The sequence below is a fragment of the Rhodococcus sp. 05-339-2 genome (assembly GCF_002258965.1).
In the GTDB taxonomy this organism is placed as follows: domain Bacteria; phylum Actinomycetota; class Actinomycetes; order Mycobacteriales; family Mycobacteriaceae; genus Rhodococcoides.
The window spans coordinates 263922-283824 of sequence record NZ_NOYW01000014.1 but is presented as its reverse complement, the minus strand read 5'-3'; the positions used below and the strand labels follow the sequence as shown (position 1 = coordinate 283824).

The 19903-nt window shown below is 64.2% G+C and carries 22 protein-coding genes; 12 read left to right on the top strand and 10 right to left on the bottom strand.

Annotation, left to right across the window (positions count from 1 at the left end):
- Positions 1–18: 18 nt before the first annotated feature.
- A complete protein-coding gene (locus tag CH273_RS12220; RefSeq protein ID WP_032395760.1) occupies positions 19–882 on the bottom strand; it encodes a DUF559 domain-containing protein in 864 nt (287 codons plus the stop codon).
- Positions 883–1119: 237 nt separating this feature from the next.
- On the opposite strand from CH273_RS12220, the gene CH273_RS12215 reads away from it, so the two are divergent.
- Both CH273_RS12215 and CH273_RS12210 read left to right on the top strand, forming a co-directional pair.
- Entirely contained in the window at positions 1120–2505 is a 1386-nt protein-coding gene (locus tag CH273_RS12215; RefSeq protein WP_032395759.1) for an ATP-binding protein, read from the top strand.
- Positions 2505–4451 carry a vWA domain-containing protein gene (locus tag CH273_RS12210; protein WP_032395758.1) on the top strand — a complete coding sequence of 649 codons (1947 nt, stop codon included), beginning with the start codon at positions 2505–2507 and terminating at the stop codon, positions 4449–4451. Before CH273_RS12215 ends, CH273_RS12210 begins: the two co-directional genes overlap by 1 nt.
- Here the strand turns inward: CH273_RS12210 and CH273_RS12205 are convergent, their stop codons facing one another.
- The 7 genes from CH273_RS12205 to rpmB all read right to left on the bottom strand — a co-directional run bounded on the left by CH273_RS12205 (position 4452) and on the right by rpmB (position 7556).
- Positions 4452–5024 (bottom strand): DUF1707 SHOCT-like domain-containing protein, encoded by a 573-nt coding sequence (locus CH273_RS12205; RefSeq protein WP_032395757.1) that lies wholly within the window; start codon positions 5022–5024, stop codon positions 4452–4454.
- A 25-nt stretch (positions 5025–5049) separates the two neighbouring features.
- Positions 5050–5514, bottom strand: a complete 465-nt coding sequence (locus CH273_RS12200) for a hypothetical protein (protein ID WP_032395756.1) — start codon at positions 5512–5514, stop codon at positions 5050–5052.
- 46 nt (positions 5515–5560) lie between these two features.
- Positions 5561–6487, bottom strand: a complete 927-nt coding sequence (locus tag CH273_RS12195; protein ID WP_032395755.1) for an AEC family transporter — start codon at positions 6485–6487, stop codon at positions 5561–5563.
- An 85-nt stretch (positions 6488–6572) separates the two neighbouring features.
- The gene (gene rpsR / locus CH273_RS12190; protein ID WP_008719028.1) at positions 6573–6827 is read right to left on the bottom strand and encodes a 30S ribosomal protein S18; all 255 of its coding nucleotides are present in this window, start codon (positions 6825–6827) and stop codon (positions 6573–6575) included.
- Between the two features lie 16 nt (positions 6828–6843).
- Entirely contained in the window at positions 6844–7149 is a 306-nt protein-coding gene (gene rpsN, locus CH273_RS12185) for a 30S ribosomal protein S14 (protein WP_032395754.1), read from the bottom strand.
- 3 nt (positions 7150–7152) lie between these two features.
- Positions 7153–7323: a 50S ribosomal protein L33 gene (gene rpmG, locus CH273_RS12180; RefSeq protein WP_170944568.1), complete on the bottom strand. Its 171-nt coding sequence runs from the start codon at positions 7321–7323 to the stop codon at positions 7153–7155.
- Positions 7320–7556: a 50S ribosomal protein L28 gene (gene rpmB, locus CH273_RS12175; protein ID WP_032395753.1), complete on the bottom strand. Its 237-nt coding sequence runs from the start codon at positions 7554–7556 to the stop codon at positions 7320–7322. The genes rpmG and rpmB overlap by 4 nt, the downstream gene beginning before the upstream one ends.
- Before the next feature lie 137 nt (positions 7557–7693).
- Between rpmB and mrf the strand changes: the two genes are divergently transcribed.
- From mrf to CH273_RS12145, 6 genes are all read left to right on the top strand, one after another.
- Positions 7694–8926, top strand: coding sequence for a ribosome hibernation factor-recruiting GTPase MRF (gene mrf / locus CH273_RS12170; RefSeq protein ID WP_032396244.1), 1233 nt, complete (start codon positions 7694–7696; stop codon positions 8924–8926).
- The gene (locus tag CH273_RS12165; RefSeq protein ID WP_032395752.1) at positions 8923–9183 is read left to right on the top strand and encodes a type B 50S ribosomal protein L31; all 261 of its coding nucleotides are present in this window, start codon (positions 8923–8925) and stop codon (positions 9181–9183) included. The genes mrf and CH273_RS12165 overlap by 4 nt, the downstream gene beginning before the upstream one ends.
- A 3-nt stretch (positions 9184–9186) precedes the next feature.
- Complete coding sequence (rpmF, locus tag CH273_RS12160; protein WP_032388658.1) at positions 9187–9354, top strand: 50S ribosomal protein L32; 168 nt, start codon at positions 9187–9189, stop codon at positions 9352–9354.
- A gap of 26 nt (positions 9355–9380) precedes the next feature.
- Complete coding sequence (locus CH273_RS12155) at positions 9381–10439, top strand: VIT1/CCC1 transporter family protein (protein WP_032395751.1); 1059 nt, start codon at positions 9381–9383, stop codon at positions 10437–10439.
- A 233-nt stretch (positions 10440–10672) separates the two neighbouring features.
- Positions 10673–11854, top strand: coding sequence for an RtcB family protein (locus CH273_RS12150; protein WP_032396243.1), 1182 nt, complete (start codon positions 10673–10675; stop codon positions 11852–11854).
- 164 nt (positions 11855–12018) lie between these two features.
- Positions 12019–13737, top strand: a complete 1719-nt coding sequence (locus CH273_RS12145) for a metallophosphoesterase (RefSeq protein ID WP_032395750.1) — start codon at positions 12019–12021, stop codon at positions 13735–13737.
- A 66-nt stretch (positions 13738–13803) separates the two neighbouring features.
- Here CH273_RS12145 and CH273_RS12140 read toward each other — a convergent pair whose 3' ends face one another.
- Positions 13804–14820 carry a magnesium and cobalt transport protein CorA gene (locus CH273_RS12140; protein ID WP_032396242.1) on the bottom strand — a complete coding sequence of 339 codons (1017 nt, stop codon included), beginning with the start codon at positions 14818–14820 and terminating at the stop codon, positions 13804–13806.
- A 226-nt stretch (positions 14821–15046) separates the two neighbouring features.
- Positions 15047–15364, bottom strand: a complete 318-nt coding sequence (locus tag CH273_RS12135; RefSeq protein ID WP_032395749.1) for a PASTA domain-containing protein — start codon at positions 15362–15364, stop codon at positions 15047–15049.
- Between the two features lie 77 nt (positions 15365–15441).
- Here CH273_RS12135 and CH273_RS12130 point away from each other — a divergent pair, with 77 nt between their 5' ends.
- From CH273_RS12130 to CH273_RS12115, 4 genes are all read left to right on the top strand, one after another.
- Complete coding sequence (locus CH273_RS12130; protein WP_032395748.1) at positions 15442–16056, top strand: trimeric intracellular cation channel family protein; 615 nt, start codon at positions 15442–15444, stop codon at positions 16054–16056.
- 56 nt (positions 16057–16112) lie between these two features.
- Positions 16113–16799 (top strand): response regulator transcription factor, encoded by a 687-nt coding sequence (locus CH273_RS12125; RefSeq protein ID WP_032395747.1) that lies wholly within the window; start codon positions 16113–16115, stop codon positions 16797–16799.
- Positions 16799–18250: a HAMP domain-containing sensor histidine kinase gene (locus tag CH273_RS12120; protein WP_032395746.1), complete on the top strand. Its 1452-nt coding sequence runs from the start codon at positions 16799–16801 to the stop codon at positions 18248–18250. Before CH273_RS12125 ends, CH273_RS12120 begins: the two co-directional genes overlap by 1 nt.
- A gap of 102 nt (positions 18251–18352) precedes the next feature.
- On the top strand, positions 18353–19834 hold the full coding sequence (locus CH273_RS12115; protein WP_082322504.1) for a trypsin-like peptidase domain-containing protein: 1482 nt from the start codon (positions 18353–18355) through the stop codon (positions 19832–19834).
- The last annotated feature ends 69 nt before the right edge of the window (positions 19835–19903 follow it).

The following is a 19903-nucleotide window of genomic DNA, read 5'->3' as shown; positions in this document are numbered from 1 at the left end:
CCATAACTTCGAGCTCGGCTAGACCTTGGCCCCCGCGGCGCGCAACTTGTCGCGAACCCGCGCTGCGACTTCCCACGGATCGGCGCGCAGTTGCAGTGCGCTCACCCGAATCACCGTCCAGCCCATTGATTCCAGAAGGTGTTGACGCTCGATGTCCCAGGCTCGCTGCCTTTCGTCGGACCAGTGCTGCTCGCCGTCGTACTCCACCGCCACCTTCCACCGTGCCCAGCCGATGTCGATGCGGGCGAACACCCTCCCGTCCGGACCCACCACCTCGATCTGAGTTTGCGGTCGAGGTAGTCCCGCGTTCATGAGAGCCAGTCTGGTGCGTGTCTCCTGTGGTGATTCCGCACCGGCGTCGACCACGGCGAGCACGGCCCTGAGCTGAACGATGCCGCGGGCACCTCGATGGTTCTCGGCAAGCCGGGCGATGTCGTGAACGCCGACTCCTGTGGCGCGGCACAGTGCATCCAGCCGTGCGACGGCGGTTCCGAACGGCCTGCGTCGGCCGAGGTCGTATGCAGTTCGCGCCGCTGTGGTGAAGACCAAGCCGTCGACAGTCTCGGATTCTTCGGGCAACAGCTCGTCGAAGCCGATCCGAAGCCCGCCCAACTTCTGTCGATGTTCGGCCCAGATGAGCTCGGCATCGTGGTCTGCGGAGATCCAGCCCGATCCGTGCAACGCCGCGGCACTCAGGCCGGAGACCACTGCCTTGCCTCGCGAGTACAACCACGCTGCCCTTGCCTTGGTCGGCGCATCCAGTTCGGAACCCGGGTCGATGTAGACGTCACGATAGATTCGACGAAAGTGCTGCCGGAGCTGCTGGCGGGTGACCAACCCGTTTGCCAGTGCCTCGGATCCGACGAACGGTGCGCTGTCCATTCATGCACAGTGGCATCGGATTCAGGCGAATAGTGGGCCGAGCGCCGGCTGTGGATGAACAAAATTGTTGTCCACAGTTATGCCGCTGTGATCAATATCGGGCCGAGATGTGTATCGGCTGCCGAGCTCGAAGTTGTGGACGGAATTTGCCCGATTTTCGTCCACAACTTCGAGCTCGGCAGAACGGGTGTTCGTCACTACATGGCAGCATCGGCCAAACGCTCGTAGCGTGGAGAAGTGACCTCTACCAAACCTGGCATCTCCACACTCGGCGAACTCAAGGCATCCGGACATCGGCAGCGGTCGATCAAGGAAGAGTTGCGGGAAAATCTTCTGAAGGCATTGCGTGACGGCACCGATCCGTGGCCGGGGATCGTCGGTTTCGGATCGACGGTGTTGCCGCAGTTCGAGCGCGCGATTCTGGCCGGTCACGATGTTGTGCTGCTCGGCGAACGCGGTCAGGGCAAGACGCGTCTGCTGCGCACCCTGAATCTTCTGCTCGACGAGTGGGTGCCGGTGATCGCCGGAGCCGAACTCGGAGAGCATCCGTACGAGCCGATCACCCCCGCCAGCATTCGCAAGGCCACCGAACTCGGCGACGACCTGCCCGTCGAGTGGCGTCATCGCAGCGAGCGGTACGCCGAGAAGCTCGCAACCCCGGATACCTCGGTTGCGGACCTCGTCGGTGACGTCGATCCCGTCAAGGTCGCCGAAGGTCGCAGCCTCGGCGATCCCGAGACGATCCACTTCGGACTCGTGCCCCGCAGCCACCGCGGCATCGTGGCGATCAACGAGCTGCCCGACCTCGCCGAGCGAATTCAGGTCTCGCTGCTCAACGTCATGGAGGAGCGCGACATCCAGGTCCGCGGCTACACGCTGCGTCTGCCTCTCGACGTCATGCTGGTGGCGAGCGCGAACCCCGAGGACTACACCAATCGCGGACGCATCATCACCCCGCTCAAGGACCGCTTCGGCGCGGAGATCAGGACGCACTACCCCCTCGAGCTCGATGCCGAAGTGGCCGTCATCGACCAGGAGGCGGAGCTGCAGGCAACTGTTCCCACCTATCTGCTCGAGGTGCTGGCTCGATTCACCCGGCTGCTGCGCGAGTCGCCGTCGGTCGATCAGCGGTCCGGCGTCTCCGCTCGCTTCGCTATCGCAGCGGCCGAAACCATCGCTGCCGCAGCCGTTCACCGAGCAGCGATACTCGGCGAGGCCGAGCCCGTGGCGCGGCCGGTGGATCTCGGCACCATCATCGAGGTGCTGCGCGGCAAGGTCGAGTTCGAGTCGGGTGAGGAGGGCCGCGAAATCGAGGTCCTCGAGCACATGTTGCGCCGGGCGACTGCCGACACCGTTCGAGCTCACCTCGGCGGAATCAACCTCGCAGCGCTGGTGACGGCGGTCGAGACGGGCGAACCCATCGTCACCGGCGACCGCATCACCGCCAAGGCGTTGCTCGACGAGTTGCCCGACGTCGAGGTGATCGGCGACATCCACGAGCGACTGAACGCCACCTCGGACGGCGAAAAGGCCGCCGCGGTCGAACTCGCACTCGAAGGGCTGTACCTGGCGCGACGGATCTCCAAGGATCCCGACGACGACGGTCAGACGGTGTACAGCTGATGCGTCGCTCCAGATACGGGCGCTATCACGACGGACCGGATCCCCTTGCGCCGCCGGTGGATCTGCGAGAGGCGCTCGACGCCATCGGTGAGGACGTGCTCGAGGGTGCGTCGCCGCGTCGGGCGCTGCAGGAGATGCTGCGCCGCGGGACCAAGAACATGCGCGGACTCGACGACCTGGCAGCCCAGGCCGCGAAGCGTCGACGAGACCTGTTGAAGAAGAACAACCTCGACGGCACGTTGCAGGAAGTGCGTGAGCTGCTGGACAAGGCAGTGCTCGAGGAACGCAAGGCATTGGCGCGCGCTCTCGACGACGACGCACGGTTCCAGGAGATGCAGATCGGTGACCTGTCACCGTCCACAGCGCAAGCAGTGCAGGAGCTTTCGGACTACGACTGGCGCTCGTCGGAGGCACGCGAGAACTACGAGAAGATCAAAGATCTGCTCGGACGCGAGATGCTGGACCAGCGTTTCGCGGGCATGAAGCAGGCCCTCGAAGGTGCAACCGACGAGGACCGTCAGGCCATCAGCGAGATGCTGAAAGACCTCAACGAGTTACTCGACGCCCACAACAAGGGCGAGGACACCGACGAGCAGTTCGAGCAGTTCATGGACAAGCACGGGCAGCACTTCCCGGAGAATCCGTCGAGCGTCGAGGAGCTGTTGGACTCCCTGGCCCAGCGAGCCGCGGCCGCCCAGCGGCTCCGTAATTCGCTGAGTCCCGAGCAGCGGGCCGAGCTCGATGCGTTGGCGCAGCAGGCCTTCGGTGACTCGAACCTGCTGAGCCAGCTCGATCAACTCGATCAGAATCTGCAGCAGGCCCGGCCCGGTGAGGACTGGGACGGCTCGCAGAACTTCCGCGGCGAGAACGGCATGGGACTCGGCGACGGCACCGGTGCACTCCAGGACATCGCGGACCTCGAGAACCTGGGCAATCAACTCTCACAGCAGTACAACGGGGCTGCCCTGGACGACATCGACGCCGACGCGTTGCTGAAGCAACTGGGGCCGGAAGCCGCGGCCGATGCGCGGATGCTCTCCGAGCTCGAAAAGGCGCTGCAGCAGCAAGGTTTCATGGACAAGGGTGCCGACGGCCAATGGCGTCTGTCACCGAAGGCAATGCGGCAGTTGGGGCAGTCGGCACTCAAGGACGTCGCCGGAAAGCTGTCCCGACGCGGCGGCGAGCGAGACACCCGCAAGGCAGGCGCGATGGGGGAGCCCACCGGAGCGTCGCGAGCGTGGGAGTTCGGTGACACCGAGCCGTGGGACGTCACCCGCACGGTCAATAACGCGGTACTGCGCTCGGCGGTAACAGGATCGGGCTTTCCGGTGCAGTTGCAGGTGACCGATGTCGAGATCAGCGAGACCGAGACGCGAACGCAGGCCGCCGTGGCGCTGCTCGTCGACACGTCGTTCTCGATGGTGATGGACGGCCGTTGGGTGCCGATGAAGCGCACAGCACTCGCGCTCAATCACCTGGTGAGCACCCGATTCCGCGGGGACGATCTGCAACTCATCGGATTCGGCAGGCACGCACAGACATTGACGGCCTCCGAGCTGGCCGGGTTGGACGGTGCGTACGACCAGGGCACCAATCTGCACCACGCGCTGATGCTTGCGGTGCGGCATCTGCGACGTCATCCCAACGCGCAACCGGTGGTGTTGATCGTGACCGACGGTGAGCCGACGGCGCATCTGGAGCCCGACGGCCATGCGTATTTCGATTACCCACCGTCGTCGAAGACGCTCGGGCTGACCGTGCGTGAACTCGACACCGTCGCGAAACTCGGTGCGCAGGTGACGATCTTCCGGCTCGGCGACGATCCAGGCCTCGCGCGGGTGGTCGACAAGATGGCCGAGCGGGTGGGCGGACGCGTCATCGCGCCGGATCTCGACGGACTCGGTGCCGCGGTGGTGACCGACTACCTCAAGCGTCGGCGATCGTAGTTACTTCTCCGCTGCCTTGATCTCCACCGACACTCCGCCCCAGAAGGCGAAACCGGTGATGATCACGCGCGGCGCACCGGGGTGCGTCGCGCTGACGTGCTCGAAGCCGCCCATGATGCCCATGCCGCGGACTTCGACGCTCACGCCGGGCGGCACGGTGACCTCGATGCCGCCCATGATGGCGACGCAGTTGATGGTGGTTTCCTCGGTGGTGAACGACGCGCGGCGTAGGTCGAGTTCGATTCCGCCCCAGAATGCGAACGCGTCGATGCGCGCGGCGGGGGTCCACTCTCCTTTGCGCACGGCACCGCTCATGATCGCGATCACCCGGTCGTTCGCGGAGCCACCGGACGGTGCGGCCGCAGGGGGAGGGGAGAGCACCAGGTCGCCGGTCAGCAGGTCGAGTTCTCCGTAGGTCTTCGCCTGGTACACCGCGGCGGTGCGCTCGTCGTATTCGCTCACGGTCAGTTGGCCGTTCGCGAAAGCGTCGCTCAGCAGCTGCGCGACGAGGTTCCTGTCCGCGTCGGCTGCGCGAATCCGGCTCCGATCTCGGTCGGGGAGATGATCGCTCACTGGCCGGACACTACCGAAGCCTGGGTCAGGCCGCATTCAGGATGGTGCGGCTCCCGAGCGGTGACGCGAGAGTTATCTGCATGGTGGCGTAGACGGCAACCATGATGCAGGACTTGTCCGCGGCATCGGGCCGGGTGCCGGTACGCAGTTCGATGGTGACGGTGGTGTCGGTCTCGGTGACCGACGCGTCGGCTCCGTAGCACTCGGGAGTGCCGGTGACGAAGTGGACCGCGATGGTGTTGGGGGAGATCTGGCTCCACGACTCGAACGGGGTGGTGGTGGCGCGGATCAGATCGGCCGTCGGCTCGAACATCGTGCCGACGTCGCCGACGGGCACCTCGTGCGGAACCGGAGGGGCGCTGGGTTGTTGGGCGAACCCCACAGGGGAGGTGGAACCGACTGTCGGGGTTGTGTCCTCGTCGCCACCGGAGGCGGTGCTGCAGCCGACCAGAAGCAGGCACAACATGACACCTGCAGCGAGAAACCTCATGAATCCAACGTAGCGCCGGGAGCTGAGGAGAACCTTTGTGTTCGGCTCATGCGAGGAAGACCGTCACGAGCGCTATGACGGGGATCGAGACGAGTGTGGTCACGAACGCGGTGTCTCGGGCGAGCACAACACCGCGCTGGTAGCGGCTGGCGAAGACGAACACGTTCTGCGCTGTCGGTAGTGCCGACACCACGACGATGGCGAACAGATCGTGCCCGTCCAGACCGAAGACGAACCGGGCCATGAGGTAGCCGAGCAGGGGCTGGAGTGCCATCTTGAAGACGGTGGCCAGAGCGACGTCCCGCCGCGGGCTGATGCCCTTCTGCAGCACCCGGGCACCGTAGAGGGACAGGCCGAAGGCGAGCAACGCGCCGGGGACCGACGCATTCCCGACGAGTTGGAACGGCTGCATCAGTGCCTCGGGCAGCTCGAGTCCGGTGATCGACAGCACCAGTCCCGCTGCGCCGGCCAACACGATCGGGTTCCGGAACGGCGTCGTGACGGTCTTGAACAGGGAAACCTTGTCGACCTTGGTGGAGATGTCGAGAATCGTCACCGCGATCGGGGTGTAGATCATGATCTGGAACAGCAGCAGAGGAGCCACGAAGTTTGCGTCGCCCAGCACGAACACGGCGATCGGGATGCCCAGGTTGGCGGCGTTGACGTACGAACTAGCCAGTGCGCCGACGGTCGCGTCGGGCACGGTCCGTTTCAGGGCGAGCTTGGCTATGACGAAATAGATCGCTCCGACGAGCAGTGCCGTGGAACCGGCGACGGCCAACACGGGCGAGAGGATGACCGACAGGTCCGAGTTCGCCAACGTGACGAACAGCAACGCAGGGGTCGCGACGAAGAAGACGAGACGGCTGAGGACGAACTGGCCGTGCTCGCCGAGCACCTTCAAGTGGGCGAGGAGGTAGCCCAGGGCGATGACGACGAAGATGACGGTGAAGCCCTCGAGGACGCCGGACATCTACGGACTGCTCATCTCTGGATCGGGAACGACAGAGAGGCCACGTAGCCGATGGCTACGTGGCCTCTCCGAAAGAAAGTGTGGATCAGCGGCTGGTGAACGGCAGCAATGCCATTTCACGAGCGTTCTTCACCGCGACAGCGACCTGGCGCTGCTGCTGCGGGGTGAGCCCGGTGACCCGACGGCTGCGGATCTTGCCGCGGTCCGAGATGAACTGACGAAGGAGGTTGATGTCCTTGTAGTCCACCGTGGTCACCTTGGCGGCGTTCAACGGGTTCTTCTTCGGTCGACGGCCTGCCTCTGCGCGGACCTTCTTCGACGGTGCTCTCTTGACTGCCATCTGAAACCTTTTCCCTTTACCAGCTCGACTTGTGGACGCCTGGCAGTTCCCCGCGGTGAGCCATCTCGCGCATTTTCACGCGGGACAGCCCGAATTTCCGAAGGTAACCGCGCGGACGTCCATCCGCAGCGTCACGATTGCGTAATCGTACCGGACTCGAATCGCGCGGCAGACGCTGCAGTGCTGCTCGAGCCTGCGCACGCTCGGAGTCGCTGCTCGAGGGCTTGCGGATGGTGTCTTTGAGCTCTGCTCGACGCGTTGCCCACCGGGCGACGACGATCTTGCGTTGCTCGTTCTTCGCGATCTTCGACTTCTTCGCCACTGTCTACCGCTCCTCTCGGAAATCCACGTGCTTGCGCACGACCGGGTCGTACTTCTTCATCACCAGTCGGTCGGGATCGTTGCGACGGTTCTTGCGGGTGACGTAGGTGTAGCCGGTACCGGCGGTCGACTTCAGCTTGACGATCGGACGGACGTCCGTGCTCTTGCCCATCAGATCTTCTCCCCGCGTGCGCGGATCTTGGCCACCACGGCGTCGATGCCGTCGCGGTCGATGGTCTTGATGCCCTTGGTCGAGAGCGTGAGGGTGACGCGTCGGCCCAGGCTCGGCGCGTAGTAGGTCTTGCGCTGGATGTTCGGGTCCCACCTGCGGCTGGTTCGCACGTGAGAGTGCGAGACCGATTTTCCGAATCCGGGGGTGCGGCCGGTGACTTGGCAGTGCGCTGACATGAGCACTCCTTTCTTGCCGTTATGACAATCGTTTTCGACAAAGCGTGTTCTCGAATGTAGCGTGCATTCACAGGTAATGACAATCGTTGTCGAGAAGAAGGGTGCTCGTGAACAACTCACCGGACGATCGAACCCCGATGGTCCTCGTCTCCGGCTGGACCGGAGCCATGGACGCGGTCGTGACATCACTGCTCGCGCCGGGCACCGTCGCGGTCCGCCACGATCTGAGCCGCGTCGCCGAAGGAGTCGTGCGTCGCACACTGTCCGTACTGGGGGAGGAACCGCGCGAGAGCATTCTGGAGCTGGCGCACGGCTGCGTCTCGTGCACCCTTCGGGAGGATCTACTGCCACTGTTGCGGGCACTGTCGACGCGCAGCAACGTCGATCGCATCGTGCTCGCCATGGACCCCGCGCTCGAGCCCGAGGCACTGTGCTGGGCCGTGGACAACGTCGTCGTTGCGGGTGTCGTCGGGCAGATCGACGGCCCGGCCTCGCGTGACGTCCGCATCGAGGCAGTGATCGACTGCCTCGACGCCGCAACCTGGTTGGCCGACGCCACCGGCGACGACGCGTTGGCCGACCGAGGCGTCGTCGCCAGTGGCGACGACGATCGAACCGTCGCGCAGTTGGTGGTCGGGCAGGTCGACTACGCCGATGCACTCGTCGTGACCGCAGGTTCCGACGTCGACGCGTGGGAACGCGCCCGGCTCGCTGCGGTCCTGGCGCGGTTGGCCCCGAATGCTCCCGTCGTCTGGGTGTCCCAGGACGCACTGGTCGATGCCCCGGCACTTCTCGCGAGTGTCCCTGCCGATGCGCGACGCGGTGCGATCAGCGACGCGCACTCACCGCTGTTGCGCGGACAGCCGCCACTGACCGTCGATTGCGGCATCACCCTGGTCGAGTTCACCGCCACGCGGCCGTTCCATCCCGAGCGGTTCCACGAGGCGATCGACGTATTGCTCGACGGCGTCGTCACCGCACGGGGGCGGGCGTGGGTGGCCACTCAGCCCGACGAAGCTCTGTGGATCGAATCGGCAGGCGGCGGCCTTCGCGTCGCCAGCGCCGGAAAATGGCTTGCCGCAATGACTCCGGAGCAGCAGGACCGCGTCGACGCCACCCGTCGGGCAATGTCGGCGCTGCGGTGGGACGAGAAGTTCGGTGATCGAGACACGTCGCTGGTCGTCCTCGTCCACGAAGCCGACCCCGCCGAGATCGACCGAACCCTGCAGTGGGCGTTGGTGTCCGACGACGAAATGGCAGACCCTGCGGCCTGGTCCGCCTGGAACGACCCATTCGGTCAGTGGCACGAAGACCCCTGCGAGAGCAGCGAATCCCCGTACGCAGAACAATCACGAGAGGCAACAGAATGAAACCAGGCATCCACCCCGACTACCACCCGGTCGTGTTCCAGGACTCGAGTACCGGCAACAAGTTCCTCACCAGATCCACCGTCACGTCCGCCCGCGAGACCGAGTGGGAAGACGGCAACACCTACCCGCTGATCGTCGTCGACGTCTCGTCGGAATCACACCCGTTCTGGACCGGAGCCGCCCGCGTGATGGACACCCAGGGACGCGTCGAGAAGTTCGAGAAGCGATACGGCCGACGAAGCCGAAAGGACTCCTGAATCATGGCTGTTCCGAAGAGAAAGATGTCGCGCTCGAACACACGGAGCCGTCGCGCGCAATGGAAAGCCGTTGCTCCTGATCTGGTGACCGTGCGTTTTCAGGGCCGAGAGTTCAGAGTGCCGCGGAGATTGGTCAAAGCAGTGCAGACCGGGGTGTACGACCCGAGCTGACTCGCGACGGGTCTATCTTCACTTTCATGAACGATGGACCCAGTGCGCGAGATGTGAAGCGGTGGCGCCAGTACCTCGCCGACGAGCGAGCCGAGGCCGCCGTCTATCGCGATCTGGCAGGCCGACGCACCGGCGAGGAGCGCGAGATCCTGCTCGCCCTCGCCGATGCGGAGGGCCGCCACGAGCAGCATTGGCGAAATCTGCTCGGTGATCGGGTCGGAATGCCGCTCAAAGGTGACATCCGCACCCGCATCCTCGGGGTGTTGGCACGTCGCTTCGGTTCGGTGTTCGTACTCGCGCTGGCCCAACGAGCGGAAACCCGTTCGCCGTACGCCACCGACGCCGACGCGACGGAGGCGATGACGGCCGACGAGCAGATCCACGCGGAGGTCATCAGGGCACTGGCGGCCCGCGGCCGCAATCGATTGTCCGGAACGTTCCGGGCTGCGGTGTTCGGTGCCAACGACGGACTGGTGAGCAACCTCGCTCTCGTTCTGGGTATCAGCGGCTCCGGGGTGTCCAATCAGATCGTCCTGGTCACCGGCCTCGCGGGACTGCTCGCCGGCGCGCTGTCGATGGGGGCGGGCGAATACGTCTCTGTCCGTTCACAACGCGAGTTGCTCGAGGCGTCGTCGCCGGACAGTGGGGCGCGCGACGCAGTCCAACACCTCGACGTCGACGCCAACGAACTGGCCCTGGTCTACCGAGCCCGAGGGATGACCCACGAGGAGGCCGACGCCAAAGCGGCGGAAGTACTGCGCGTACTCCCTGCCGACGAGATGGCCCCCGACGTCGACCAGCACGAGTCCATCGGAACCGGCCTCGGTGCCGCCGGTGCCAGCTTCTGCTTCTTCGCCTCCGGTGCCGTCATCCCGGTGTTGCCGTATCTGTTCGGCCTCGAAGGCTTTGTGGCCCTTGCCGTTGCCGCCGTGCTCGTCGGAATCGCGTTGATCTGCACGGGCCTGGTGGTGGGACTGCTCAGCGGTGGGCCGCCGGTCAAACGTGCTCTGCGACAACTGGCTATCGGCTACGGCGCAGCCGGGGCGACGTATCTGTTGGGCTTGGCATTCGGTGGGGGTGTGTAGGGCCCGGCGTTCTGAGTAATTCGCTCGCGTGGACGAGGGATCGATCGATAGGGTTCCGGTCATGCGTGCAACCGTTCTGTCCGGTGCCGCTCTCGACACGAGAGTCGGTGTGAGCCTTGTGCTGCGCGCGTATTCACCGGAGCGATGCGCCGCTCTTTGCGGCAAACAAGCTCGGCTCGTGAATCGATCCATCGAATAGCGCCCTCTTGTACAAGGGGGCAGGAAGGAACATCATGCCCCCGAACAAGGTGGGCTTGCGTTTGCTCAATTGGGCTTCACAGCTCGAGGACAAGACTCTCGAGCAGGCCCGTGAAACATCGTCGATGCCGTTCGTGCATCCGCACGTCGCGCTGATGCCCGACGCTCACAGCGGTGTGGGAAGCGCAGTGGGAACGGTGATTCCTACGCTGGGCGCTGTCATTCCGGCCGCCGTCGGCGTCGACGTAGGTTGCGGAATGATCGGCGTACGAACAGAATTCACACTCGACGACGTCGACGGCCGTAATCTGACTGATCTGCGACTCGCCATCGAGGCAAGCATCCCGCTGTCGCCGGGCGACTACAACGTCGGCGTCGACCGGTGGAATTTCACCGCTCCGAAGCTACTCGAACTCGAGGAGTTGGCGGCCACGGACGGTGTCGAGCTGAATCATTCACCGCAGTGGCGCGAGCAGCTCGGTTCGTTAGGCGGCGGCAACCACTACATCGAACTGTGCCTCGACGAAACCGATCGGGTGTGGCTGTTTCTGCACAGTGGGTCGAGGGGCGTCGGCAACAAGATCGCCAAGAAGCACATCGCGATCGCACAGCGATTGTGCGCTCAGTGGTGGATTCCGTTGCCCAACAAGGACCTGGCATACCTGCCCGAGAGCTCCCGTGAATTCGGGCAGTACCTCCGAGAATTGAAGTGGGCGCAGCGGTTCGCATACCTGAACAGGGCCGAGATGATGGACCGGTTCAGTGCGGTATTCGCCGAGTGGATGGGAACCGACGACCATCGCGAGGTCGAACGGATCAATTGCCATCACAACTACACGGTGAAGGAGAACCACTTTCAGAAGGACGTGTGGCTCACCCGAAAGGGCGCGGTCGACGCACACGAGGGTGTCAAGGCGATCATTCCCGGGTCGATGGGAACTCGTTCGTACGTGGTCGTCGGCAAGGGCTCGAAGGCGGGGTTGTGCTCGGCGCCTCACGGTGCCGGTCGACAGTTCTCTCGGACCGAGGCCAGGAAGCGGTTCACTCACGAGAACCTGCGGGAGCGGATGGTAGGGATCGAATTTCGCGACAGTGCAGACTTCATCGACGAGATTCCCGACGCCTACAAGTCGATCGATGTCGTGATGGAGGACGCCCGCGACCTGGTGAGCATCGAGCACGAACTGCGGCAGATCCTCAACGTCAAGGGGACCTAGATCCGACCTCTCGTCGTGCATGGAAATTCGTAGTGGGTTACGAAGATCCGTGCACGACGGGATTGTCCGCGTTCGTCCCGTTGTGCATCGGTGTTCTCGTGTTGTTCACCCAACAACTTCGCTTGGTTAACGGATAGAGAGAGCGTCACCGTCACCATCGAGGCATGACGCTCAATCCCGCAGGCGAAACCGTCGCGACCGGAATCCCGGGCACGCTCGCCGAGAACATGACCATGGCCGAGCAGCACGATTGGCATCGGTCGTTCCTGCGGCGGCACCCCGTCAGTCGACGCAACTTTCTGGTGGGAGCCGCCGCGACGGCCGCCGCGGTAGGCGTCGGGAACTCGGTGTTCGCGCGAACCGCGTACGCGCAGGACGCCCCGCTGGCCGTGGCCGGACGGCACATGGGCTTCGGAAACGATCCGGCGACGCAACTGCGGTTCTCGGCACAGCTCTCTCGTAGTCCCGGGCTCACCGGTGTCTTCCTCGATCACGGCCCCACGCCCGCACTCGGCGCTACGACGTCGGCCGAGGTACGCAACCTGATCAGTCAGGTTCCGCAGACCGACGGCGGAATTCTGTCGGCGGAGCAGTACTACGTGCATGTGCCCGTCGACAATCTGACGCCCAAGCTGCCGCACTACTACCGCTGGCGCACCGCCGACGGCTTCGTCAGTGACATTCGGAGCGCGTCCCCGGCCCTGCCGACCGGTCGCATCGCTCCGTTCCGGTTCACGATGATGGGCGATCAGGGCGTCGACGAAACACCCTCGCAGCCGCCAGGTTTGGTTGCCGGCGACTACGACGACCAGTACTACAAGGAGGACAACGAGCCGTCGGTCAAGCACGCGCGCAACATCAATCGGCAGATCGAGGCCTCGCACCCGGACTTCCACATCCTCGCCGGCGACATCGCGTACGCGGACCCGTCGGGTGCCGGTCTGCCGCCGCAGTTCGCGAAGCACGGTCAGACCCCACCGAAGGGATTCGACAAATTCAACCCGTTCGTCTGGGACGGCTATTTCCAGGCGATCGAGGCCAGTGCATCGACCGCGCCGTGGTTGTTCGCCACCGGCAACCACGACATGGAAGCGCTGTACAGCCCCAATGGCTACGGCGGACATGCCGCGCGGCTCGATCAGCCGACCAACGGACCCAAGGGATGCCCGTCGGCGTACTCGTTCGTCTACGGCAACACTGCCGTTCTCTCGCTCGACGCGAACGACGTCAGCTACGAGATCAAGGCCAACACCGGTTACAGCGGTGGAGCCCAGAACACCTGGGTGGAACAGACATTGGCGAAGTACCGTGCCGATCCGAACATCGACTTCATCGTCTGCTTCTTCCACCACTGCGCGTATTCGACCACGTCGACGCACGCGAGCGACGGCGGCGTCCGCGACGCGTGGGTTGCGCTGTTCGACAAGTACCAGGTGGATGTGGTGCTTCAAGCCCACAACCACGTTTTCGAGCGCACCGATCCCATTCGTGGCAACCGTGCGACTCGGGTCGCCGGTGACAACGCCACGGTCAACGGAAAGACCGACGGCACCGTGTATTACACAGTCGGCGGTGGTGGTCGTCCACGCTATACGTTCCAGGACGGTGAGGGCGTGAGCTACCGCGGCAACGAGTTGCCCGACACGGCAGTTCCGAACAGCTACGTATGGGCACCGGACGGCACCAAGTCGGCCGAGTCCATCACCTGGTCTCGGGTGCGATTTCTCAACTACTCGTTCGTCAGAGTCGATGTGGTGCCGGGTATTCCGGGCATCACCGCCAGCAGGATGACGATCGGTGCAATCGACGAATACGGAAACGAGTTCGACCGTCTGACGTTCGAGCGAGACATCCCTGTGGGTCCGGTGTTCGGTTCGTCCTAGTGCCTGCGGCAGTGGTGTGGCTGAGTGCCGTGGAGGGCACCTAACCGCACCACTGCGCGGAGCGCACTACAACCACTTCTGACGCTTGAACACCACGAACAGTGCAGTGGAGCAGATCACCATGGCGATCAGAGCCATCGGATAGCCGAGTTGCCACGTCAGTTCCGGCATGTCCTCGAAGTTCATGCCGTAGATGGCGGCGATCAGGGAGGGTGCGAAAAGAATTGCGCCCCAGGACGAAATGCGTTTGACCTGTTCGTTCTGCTCCAGGCTGGCCACGGTCATGTTGCGCATCTCCTCGTTCTGCTGCTGCGCAACGATGGTCGAGTGCACGGTCAACGCATTCTGCAGGTTGGAGCGGAAGGACTCGATGCGGTCGGAGACGCGGATCGCGTGATCGTGCACGTCGCGCAGGTATCGCTGCAGTTCCACGTCGACGTTGTACTTGTCCGAACCGCGCTTGAGTGATTCGATCATCTCGACGAGTGGTTTTGCGGCACGGTCGAATTCGGACACCTCACGGAGCAGTGAGTAGATGCGACGCGATACCGACGGGTCGCCGGTGAACAGCTGATCCTCGATCTCGTCGATGTCGTTCTGCAATCCGGTCACCACCGGGACGTACTCGTCGACCACTTGATCGAGGATGCCGTAGAGAATTGCCTCGGGGCCGAGTTGGAGAAGTTCGGGAGATCCTTCGAGCCGCTTGCGCACCATTGCCAGATCGGGGGATTCGGCATGGCGAATGGTGACGACGAAATCGGGTCCGAGGAATATGTGCAATTCGCCGAATTCGACCTTTTCGGTCTCGTCGATGTATCGAGCGGGTCGGAGAACGACGAACAGTTGCTCGGCGTACCGTTCCAGTTTCGGTCGCTGATGGGCTGCAATGGCATCTTCCACGGCGAGGCGGTGCAGACCGAACTCGCCTGCTACAGCATTGATTTCGCTGATCTCGGGGCGGTACAGGCCGATCCAGGCCATGCCGTGCCGCTCGCGCATCAACTCGAACGTGATGTCGAGGCTCTCGGGATTGGCAGTGCGTTTGCCGTCGACGTAGACGGCATTGTCGATGATCGGCACCTGTTCGTTCACCTCGGCTCGAGAAGGAAATGTGCCGGACGGCATCACGACCGAGACTATCTCCTGCCAAAATGGGGCGGTGTTTTTCGGCGCAGCCATCACCGCGGGTGCGACGCCGATCACGACGCCGCATCCCTCATCGGCCGCCGGTTGTCACGCTCAGGTGGCAGACCCCAACGGGGTGATCCGGGAATCTGCCACAACTCGAGGTGGCCGTGCGGCTGGTCTAGTCGCTTATGACGATCACTTTGATCTCCGCGTTCTCGCTGACCTTCACCCCGACCGGGAAGTTGAGGCCGATCACGCGGGCGTCGGGGCGGTCGTAATTGACGGTGACGTTGTCGAAGCCTGCGTCCTCCAGGGCCGCGATGGCCGCAGATTGGGACATTCCGATCACGTCTGGAATTCTTTCGCGATCCGGAGCAGCTTGAGCGACTGCGCCGCCACCGAGCGCGATGGCTCCCGTCAATGCAACAGTGGCGACGGCTTTCTTGAATTCGATACGCATGATGTTCTCCTCGGGTGAGCCGGAATCTTCGAACACGACGGTGCCCCTCAATTCTAGGTCCGACCTCGGGTTTTGCTGTGAGGTTTCTGTCAGCACCATGACATGCTGATCCGATGCTTCTCGACGTACTCGGATTGATCGGTATCGCGGCCTTTGCGGCGTCGGGGGCGTTGATCGGAGTGCATCGCCGGTTGGATCTGTTCGGGGTCTGCGTCGTCGGAATCACGACGGGCATCGGCGGCGGAATCATTCGCGATCTGCTGCTCGGCATCCACCCACCGACGTCACTGGACACGTGGCCGAACCTCACGGTCGGCTTGTTCGCCTCGCTGGTCGTGTTCGTTGCGCACCGACAGATGGGCAAGGTCAGGCGCGGTGTTCTGGTGCTCGACGCCTTCGGGATGGGACTGTTCGCATCGACCGGTGCGACGATCGCGTTGGCTGCCGGCGGTAGCGCGTTGGCGGGAGCTCTCATCGGCACCACGACGGCGGTGGCAGGCGGCGTGATCCGAGACGTGCTGGTCAACGAAGTTCCCCTGCTGCTGCATCGGGACCTGTATGCCCTGCCGGCCATGCTCGGTGCGACGGCCGTCGTGTTGGCCGATGCCGCGACCCTGCCGGAGAACGTGGGTCTGGTCGCGGGAACCCTGCTCGCGACGGGGTTGCGCCTGCTCGCGCTGTGGCGAAAGTGGAACCTCCCGCTGGCGAAGCACCTACCGACGCTCTAGGTCGCTATCCGCACCCCTCTCAGACATATCTCAGTCGACCAGGACAAACTGTACGAATGCGGATATTGGTGGTCGACGACGATCGGGCAGTGCGTGAGTCGCTGCGCAGGTCGCTGACATTCAACGGGTACACCGTGGACCTGGCGGTCGACGGGCTCGACGCGCTCGAGCAGGTCGCGGCGGCACGTCCCGACGCCCTGGTGCTCGACGTGATGATGCCTCGCCTCGACGGCCTGGAGGTGTGCCGTCGATTGCGCAGTGTCGGTGACGACCTGCCGATTCTGGTGTTGACGGCACGGGACTCGGTGTCCGAGCGTGTTGCCGGCCTCGACGCCGGTGCCGACGACTACCTGCCCAAGCCGTTCGCGCTCGAGGAGCTGCTGGCTCGCCTGCGCGCACTGCTTCGGCGTACCGCGATGGAAGCGGGCATCGACTCGGAGACCATGACGTTCGCGGACCTGTCGTTGGACCCGGTCACTCGTGAGGTCTCGCGCGCCGAACGCTCGATAAGCCTCACCCGGACCGAATTCTCGTTGCTCGAAATGCTGATGACCAATCCGCGTCGAGTCCTCACCAGAAGTCGCATCCTCGAGGAAGTCTGGGGTTACGACTTCCCGACGTCGGGCAACGCGCTCGAGGTGTACGTCGGGTACCTGCGGCGCAAGACCGAGGCGGAGGGGGAGTCGCGGCTGATCCACACCGTTCGCGGTGTCGGGTACGTCCTGCGCGAGACGCCTCCGTGATGGTCGCTTCGTTCGGGCGAAAGTCGGCCGACAATGTCGGCTCCTCGCCGACTGCGATGCGGCCACCGATGCCACTGACACGGTCGGTGTCGCTGCGGTGGCGGGTGACCTTGCTCGCGGCCTCCGTCGTCGCAATTGCGGTGGCGGTCATGGCCATTGCCGCGTACACGGTGGTATCCCGAGCACTGTACGGCGATGTGGACACTCAATTGCGTTCGCGTGCTTCGGCTCTGGCGGAGTCCAGTCTGGTGTCCTACGACCCGCGGTTCGTCGCTGGAGCAACGTTGTACAGCACCGATGTCAGTGTCGCGCTGATCTATCCGGACATGTCCAGCTACAACCCGCCCGGGCCCAAGGTGCCGATCGGCGATGCCGAACTCGCTGTGGTGAGCGGAGAGCAGGAATCGTCGCTACGCACACTCGACGATCAGCGGGTGCTGGCACTACGCACCAAGGACGGCAGCACTCTCGTCGTCGCACAGAGACTACTGCCGACCGGAAAAGTACTCGACCGCCTGGCGTGGGTGCTGCTGATCGTCGGGGCCTGCGGCGTGGTGCTGGCGGCGGGAGCAGGTATGGCCGTGGGGCGCACCGGTTTACGACCGATCGCCCGACTGACCGCGGCTGCCGAACGGGTGGCACGCACCGACGACCTGACGCCGATCCCGGTGACCGGCGACGACGAGTTGGCGCGTCTGACCGAGAGTTTCAACACGATGCTCCGGGCACTTGCCGAATCTCGCGGCAGGCAGAGCAGATTGGTCGCCGACGCGGGCCACGAACTTCGCACCCCGTTGACTTCGCTGCGGACCAACATGGAGTTGCTCATCGCGGCGGGACGCCCAGGAGCGCCGTCCATCCCGGACGAGGACATGGCCGAGTTGCGGACCGACGTGGTGGCGCAGATTCAGGAATTGTCCACCTTGGTGGGTGATTTGGTCGATCTGGCGCGAGAGGACGCGCCGGAGACGGTGTTCGAGCGAGTCGATCTCGCCGATGCCGTCGAACGTAGTCTCGAACGAGCACGCCGCCGTCGCAACGAGATCGACTTCGAAGCGACGTTGATGCCGTGGTTCGTCTACGGCGATCAAGCAGGACTCTCGAGAGCTGTGCTGAATGTGCTCGACAACGCGGCCAAGTGGAGTCCGAGCGGTGGTGAGGTGCGAATCGCGATGCGGCAGATCGGCGATGGCCTGCTGGAATTGACGGTCGACGACGCGGGCCCCGGTATCCCCGAGGAAGATCGCGAGCTGGTGTTCGAGCGCTTCTATCGCTCGACGGCGTCGCGTTCGATGCCCGGATCCGGTCTGGGACTTGCCATCGTGCGGCAAGTGGTCGTCAAGCACGGCGGCACCATCGGAGTGGAGGTGTCCGAGCGGGGCGGCGCGCTGATACGAATCGTGTTGCCCGGCGAGGGTGCTCCTGATCCCACCACACTCTCGGCAAACTGATAGCCGGATCTCAGCGCGCTCTCAGTCCCGCCCTGCACAGTGAGTAGCAAGAAGGCGGGCGGACCTCGGATACCGAGGTCTCTACTGAAGGAAGCAGCAACGATGAGCGACGACCGTAACGAATCCGAACAGAGCGGACAGGGTGCCGGTGGCGAGCAGCATCCGGCGGACCGGGCTTCGCGCGGCGACGAGCAGAACTACTCGGCCCAGCAGCATCCGACTCAGCAGCATCCGACTCAGCAGTTCCCGCCGCAGCAGGGTTACCCCCAGCAGTACGCCGGCTACGGACAGGGGGCCTACCAGCCCGGCTACGGCCCGTACGGTCAGCAGGGCGATCCGCAGCACACCCAGGCTCACCACGCACAGCCCCAGCACGTTGCGCCGCAGTCCGATTCGGCACCGACTGCGGTGAAGTCCCGCCCGGGTAGGTCGGTACTGGTGGCCGGAGCCATCGCCCTCGTTCTGGTCGGTGGCGGAATCGGCGGCGCGGTCGGTGCGATCGCCACCAACAATGCCAACGGCAACGGCGGGGGAGTGACCAACTCACTGAACTCCACGGTCACTGCAGCTCAGCCTGCCGCCAATTTCCCCGACGGCTCGATTCAGGCAGTAGCGAACAAGGTTCTGCCGAGCGTCGTGCAGATTCAGGTGAAGGGCTCTCAGGAAGAGGGTGAGGGCTCTGGCGTCATTCTCAGCAGCGACGGCCTGATCCTGACCAACAATCACGTCGCGACGGGTGCGGGTGCCAACGGCAAGCTCACTGTCGCGTTCTCGGACGGATCGGTGGCCGACGCGACGATCGTCGGTGCCGACTCGGTCTCGGACATGGCCGTCATCAAGGCCGAGGGCAAGTCGAACCTGACGCCGATCGAACTCGGATCGTCCTCGAACCTCGAAGTGGGCCAGCAGGTCATCGCGATCGGCTCCCCGCTCGGCCTGGCCGGCACGGTCACTACGGGCATCGTCTCCTCGCTGAACCGGCCCGTGTCGACGTCCGGCGAGTCCGGCAATCAGAACTCGGTGATCGACGCCATCCAGACCGACGCTGCGATCAACCCGGGCAACTCGGGAGGCGCACTCGTCAACACCGACGGACAGCTGATCGGCATCAACACTGCGATAGCCACACTCGGCGGAAGTCAGGGGTCCGCGCAGAGCGGCTCCATCGGGCTCGGGTTCGCCATCCCGGTGGATCAGGCCAAGCGCATCGCCGACGAACTGACCACGACGGGCAAGGCGACCCAGGCCATGATCGGCGTTCAGGTGCCGTCGCAAGACGACGCCAATGGAGCAACCGTCGTCGAGGTCACCGAGGGAGGACCGGCAGCAGCTGCGGGCATACCGAAGGGTGCGGTGATCACCAAGGTCGACGATCGCATCGTCGCCAGCGGTGACGCGTTGATCGCAGCGGTGCGGTCACACGCACCGGGCGATTCGGTCACCATCACCTACACCGACGGCGGCAGCGAGAAGACCGCGACCGTGACTCTTGGCACCGCCGAGCCCGCAGCGGCGCAGCCACAGACTCAGCAGCAGGAACAGCAATTGCCGTTCCAGGTCCCGTCGTTCCCCGGTGGTCGCTGATGTTCGGAGAAGCGGGCAGGCAGAGCACGGTTGCAACGATTTACGCACAGCGTGAGCCGGGTGGAGGCC

Excerpts from the sequence above, each read along its gene's own strand:
- CH273_RS12145 (WP_032395750.1), top strand. The coding sequence starts at position 12,019 with ATGACGCTCAATCCCGCAGGCGAAACCGTCGCGACCGGAATCCCGGGC.
- CH273_RS12125 (WP_032395747.1), top strand. The coding sequence starts at position 16,113 with ATGCGGATATTGGTGGTCGACGACGATCGGGCAGTGCGTGAGTCGCTG.
- CH273_RS12165 (WP_032395752.1), top strand. The coding sequence starts at position 8,923 with ATGAAACCAGGCATCCACCCCGACTACCACCCGGTCGTGTTCCAGGAC.
- CH273_RS12195 (WP_032395755.1), bottom strand. The coding sequence starts at position 6,487 with ATGTCCGGCGTCCTCGAGGGCTTCACCGTCATCTTCGTCGTCATCGCC.
- rpmB (WP_032395753.1), bottom strand. The coding sequence starts at position 7,556 with ATGTCAGCGCACTGCCAAGTCACCGGCCGCACCCCCGGATTCGGAAAA.
- CH273_RS12220 (WP_032395760.1), bottom strand. The coding sequence starts at position 882 with ATGGACAGCGCACCGTTCGTCGGATCCGAGGCACTGGCAAACGGGTTG.
- CH273_RS12120 (WP_032395746.1), top strand. The coding sequence starts at position 16,799 with ATGGTCGCTTCGTTCGGGCGAAAGTCGGCCGACAATGTCGGCTCCTCG.
- rpmF (WP_032388658.1), top strand. The coding sequence starts at position 9,187 with ATGGCTGTTCCGAAGAGAAAGATGTCGCGCTCGAACACACGGAGCCGT.
- CH273_RS12200 (WP_032395756.1), bottom strand. The coding sequence starts at position 5,514 with ATGAGGTTTCTCGCTGCAGGTGTCATGTTGTGCCTGCTTCTGGTCGGC.
- CH273_RS12115 (WP_082322504.1), top strand. The coding sequence starts at position 18,353 with ATGAGCGACGACCGTAACGAATCCGAACAGAGCGGACAGGGTGCCGGT.
- mrf (WP_032396244.1), top strand. The coding sequence starts at position 7,694 with ATGGTCCTCGTCTCCGGCTGGACCGGAGCCATGGACGCGGTCGTGACA.
- CH273_RS12210 (WP_032395758.1), top strand. The coding sequence starts at position 2,505 with ATGCGTCGCTCCAGATACGGGCGCTATCACGACGGACCGGATCCCCTT.
- CH273_RS12155 (WP_032395751.1), top strand. The coding sequence starts at position 9,381 with ATGAACGATGGACCCAGTGCGCGAGATGTGAAGCGGTGGCGCCAGTAC.
- CH273_RS12150 (WP_032396243.1), top strand. The coding sequence starts at position 10,673 with ATGCCCCCGAACAAGGTGGGCTTGCGTTTGCTCAATTGGGCTTCACAG.
- rpsR (WP_008719028.1), bottom strand. The coding sequence starts at position 6,827 with ATGGCAGTCAAGAGAGCACCGTCGAAGAAGGTCCGCGCAGAGGCAGGC.
- CH273_RS12130 (WP_032395748.1), top strand. The coding sequence starts at position 15,442 with ATGCTTCTCGACGTACTCGGATTGATCGGTATCGCGGCCTTTGCGGCG.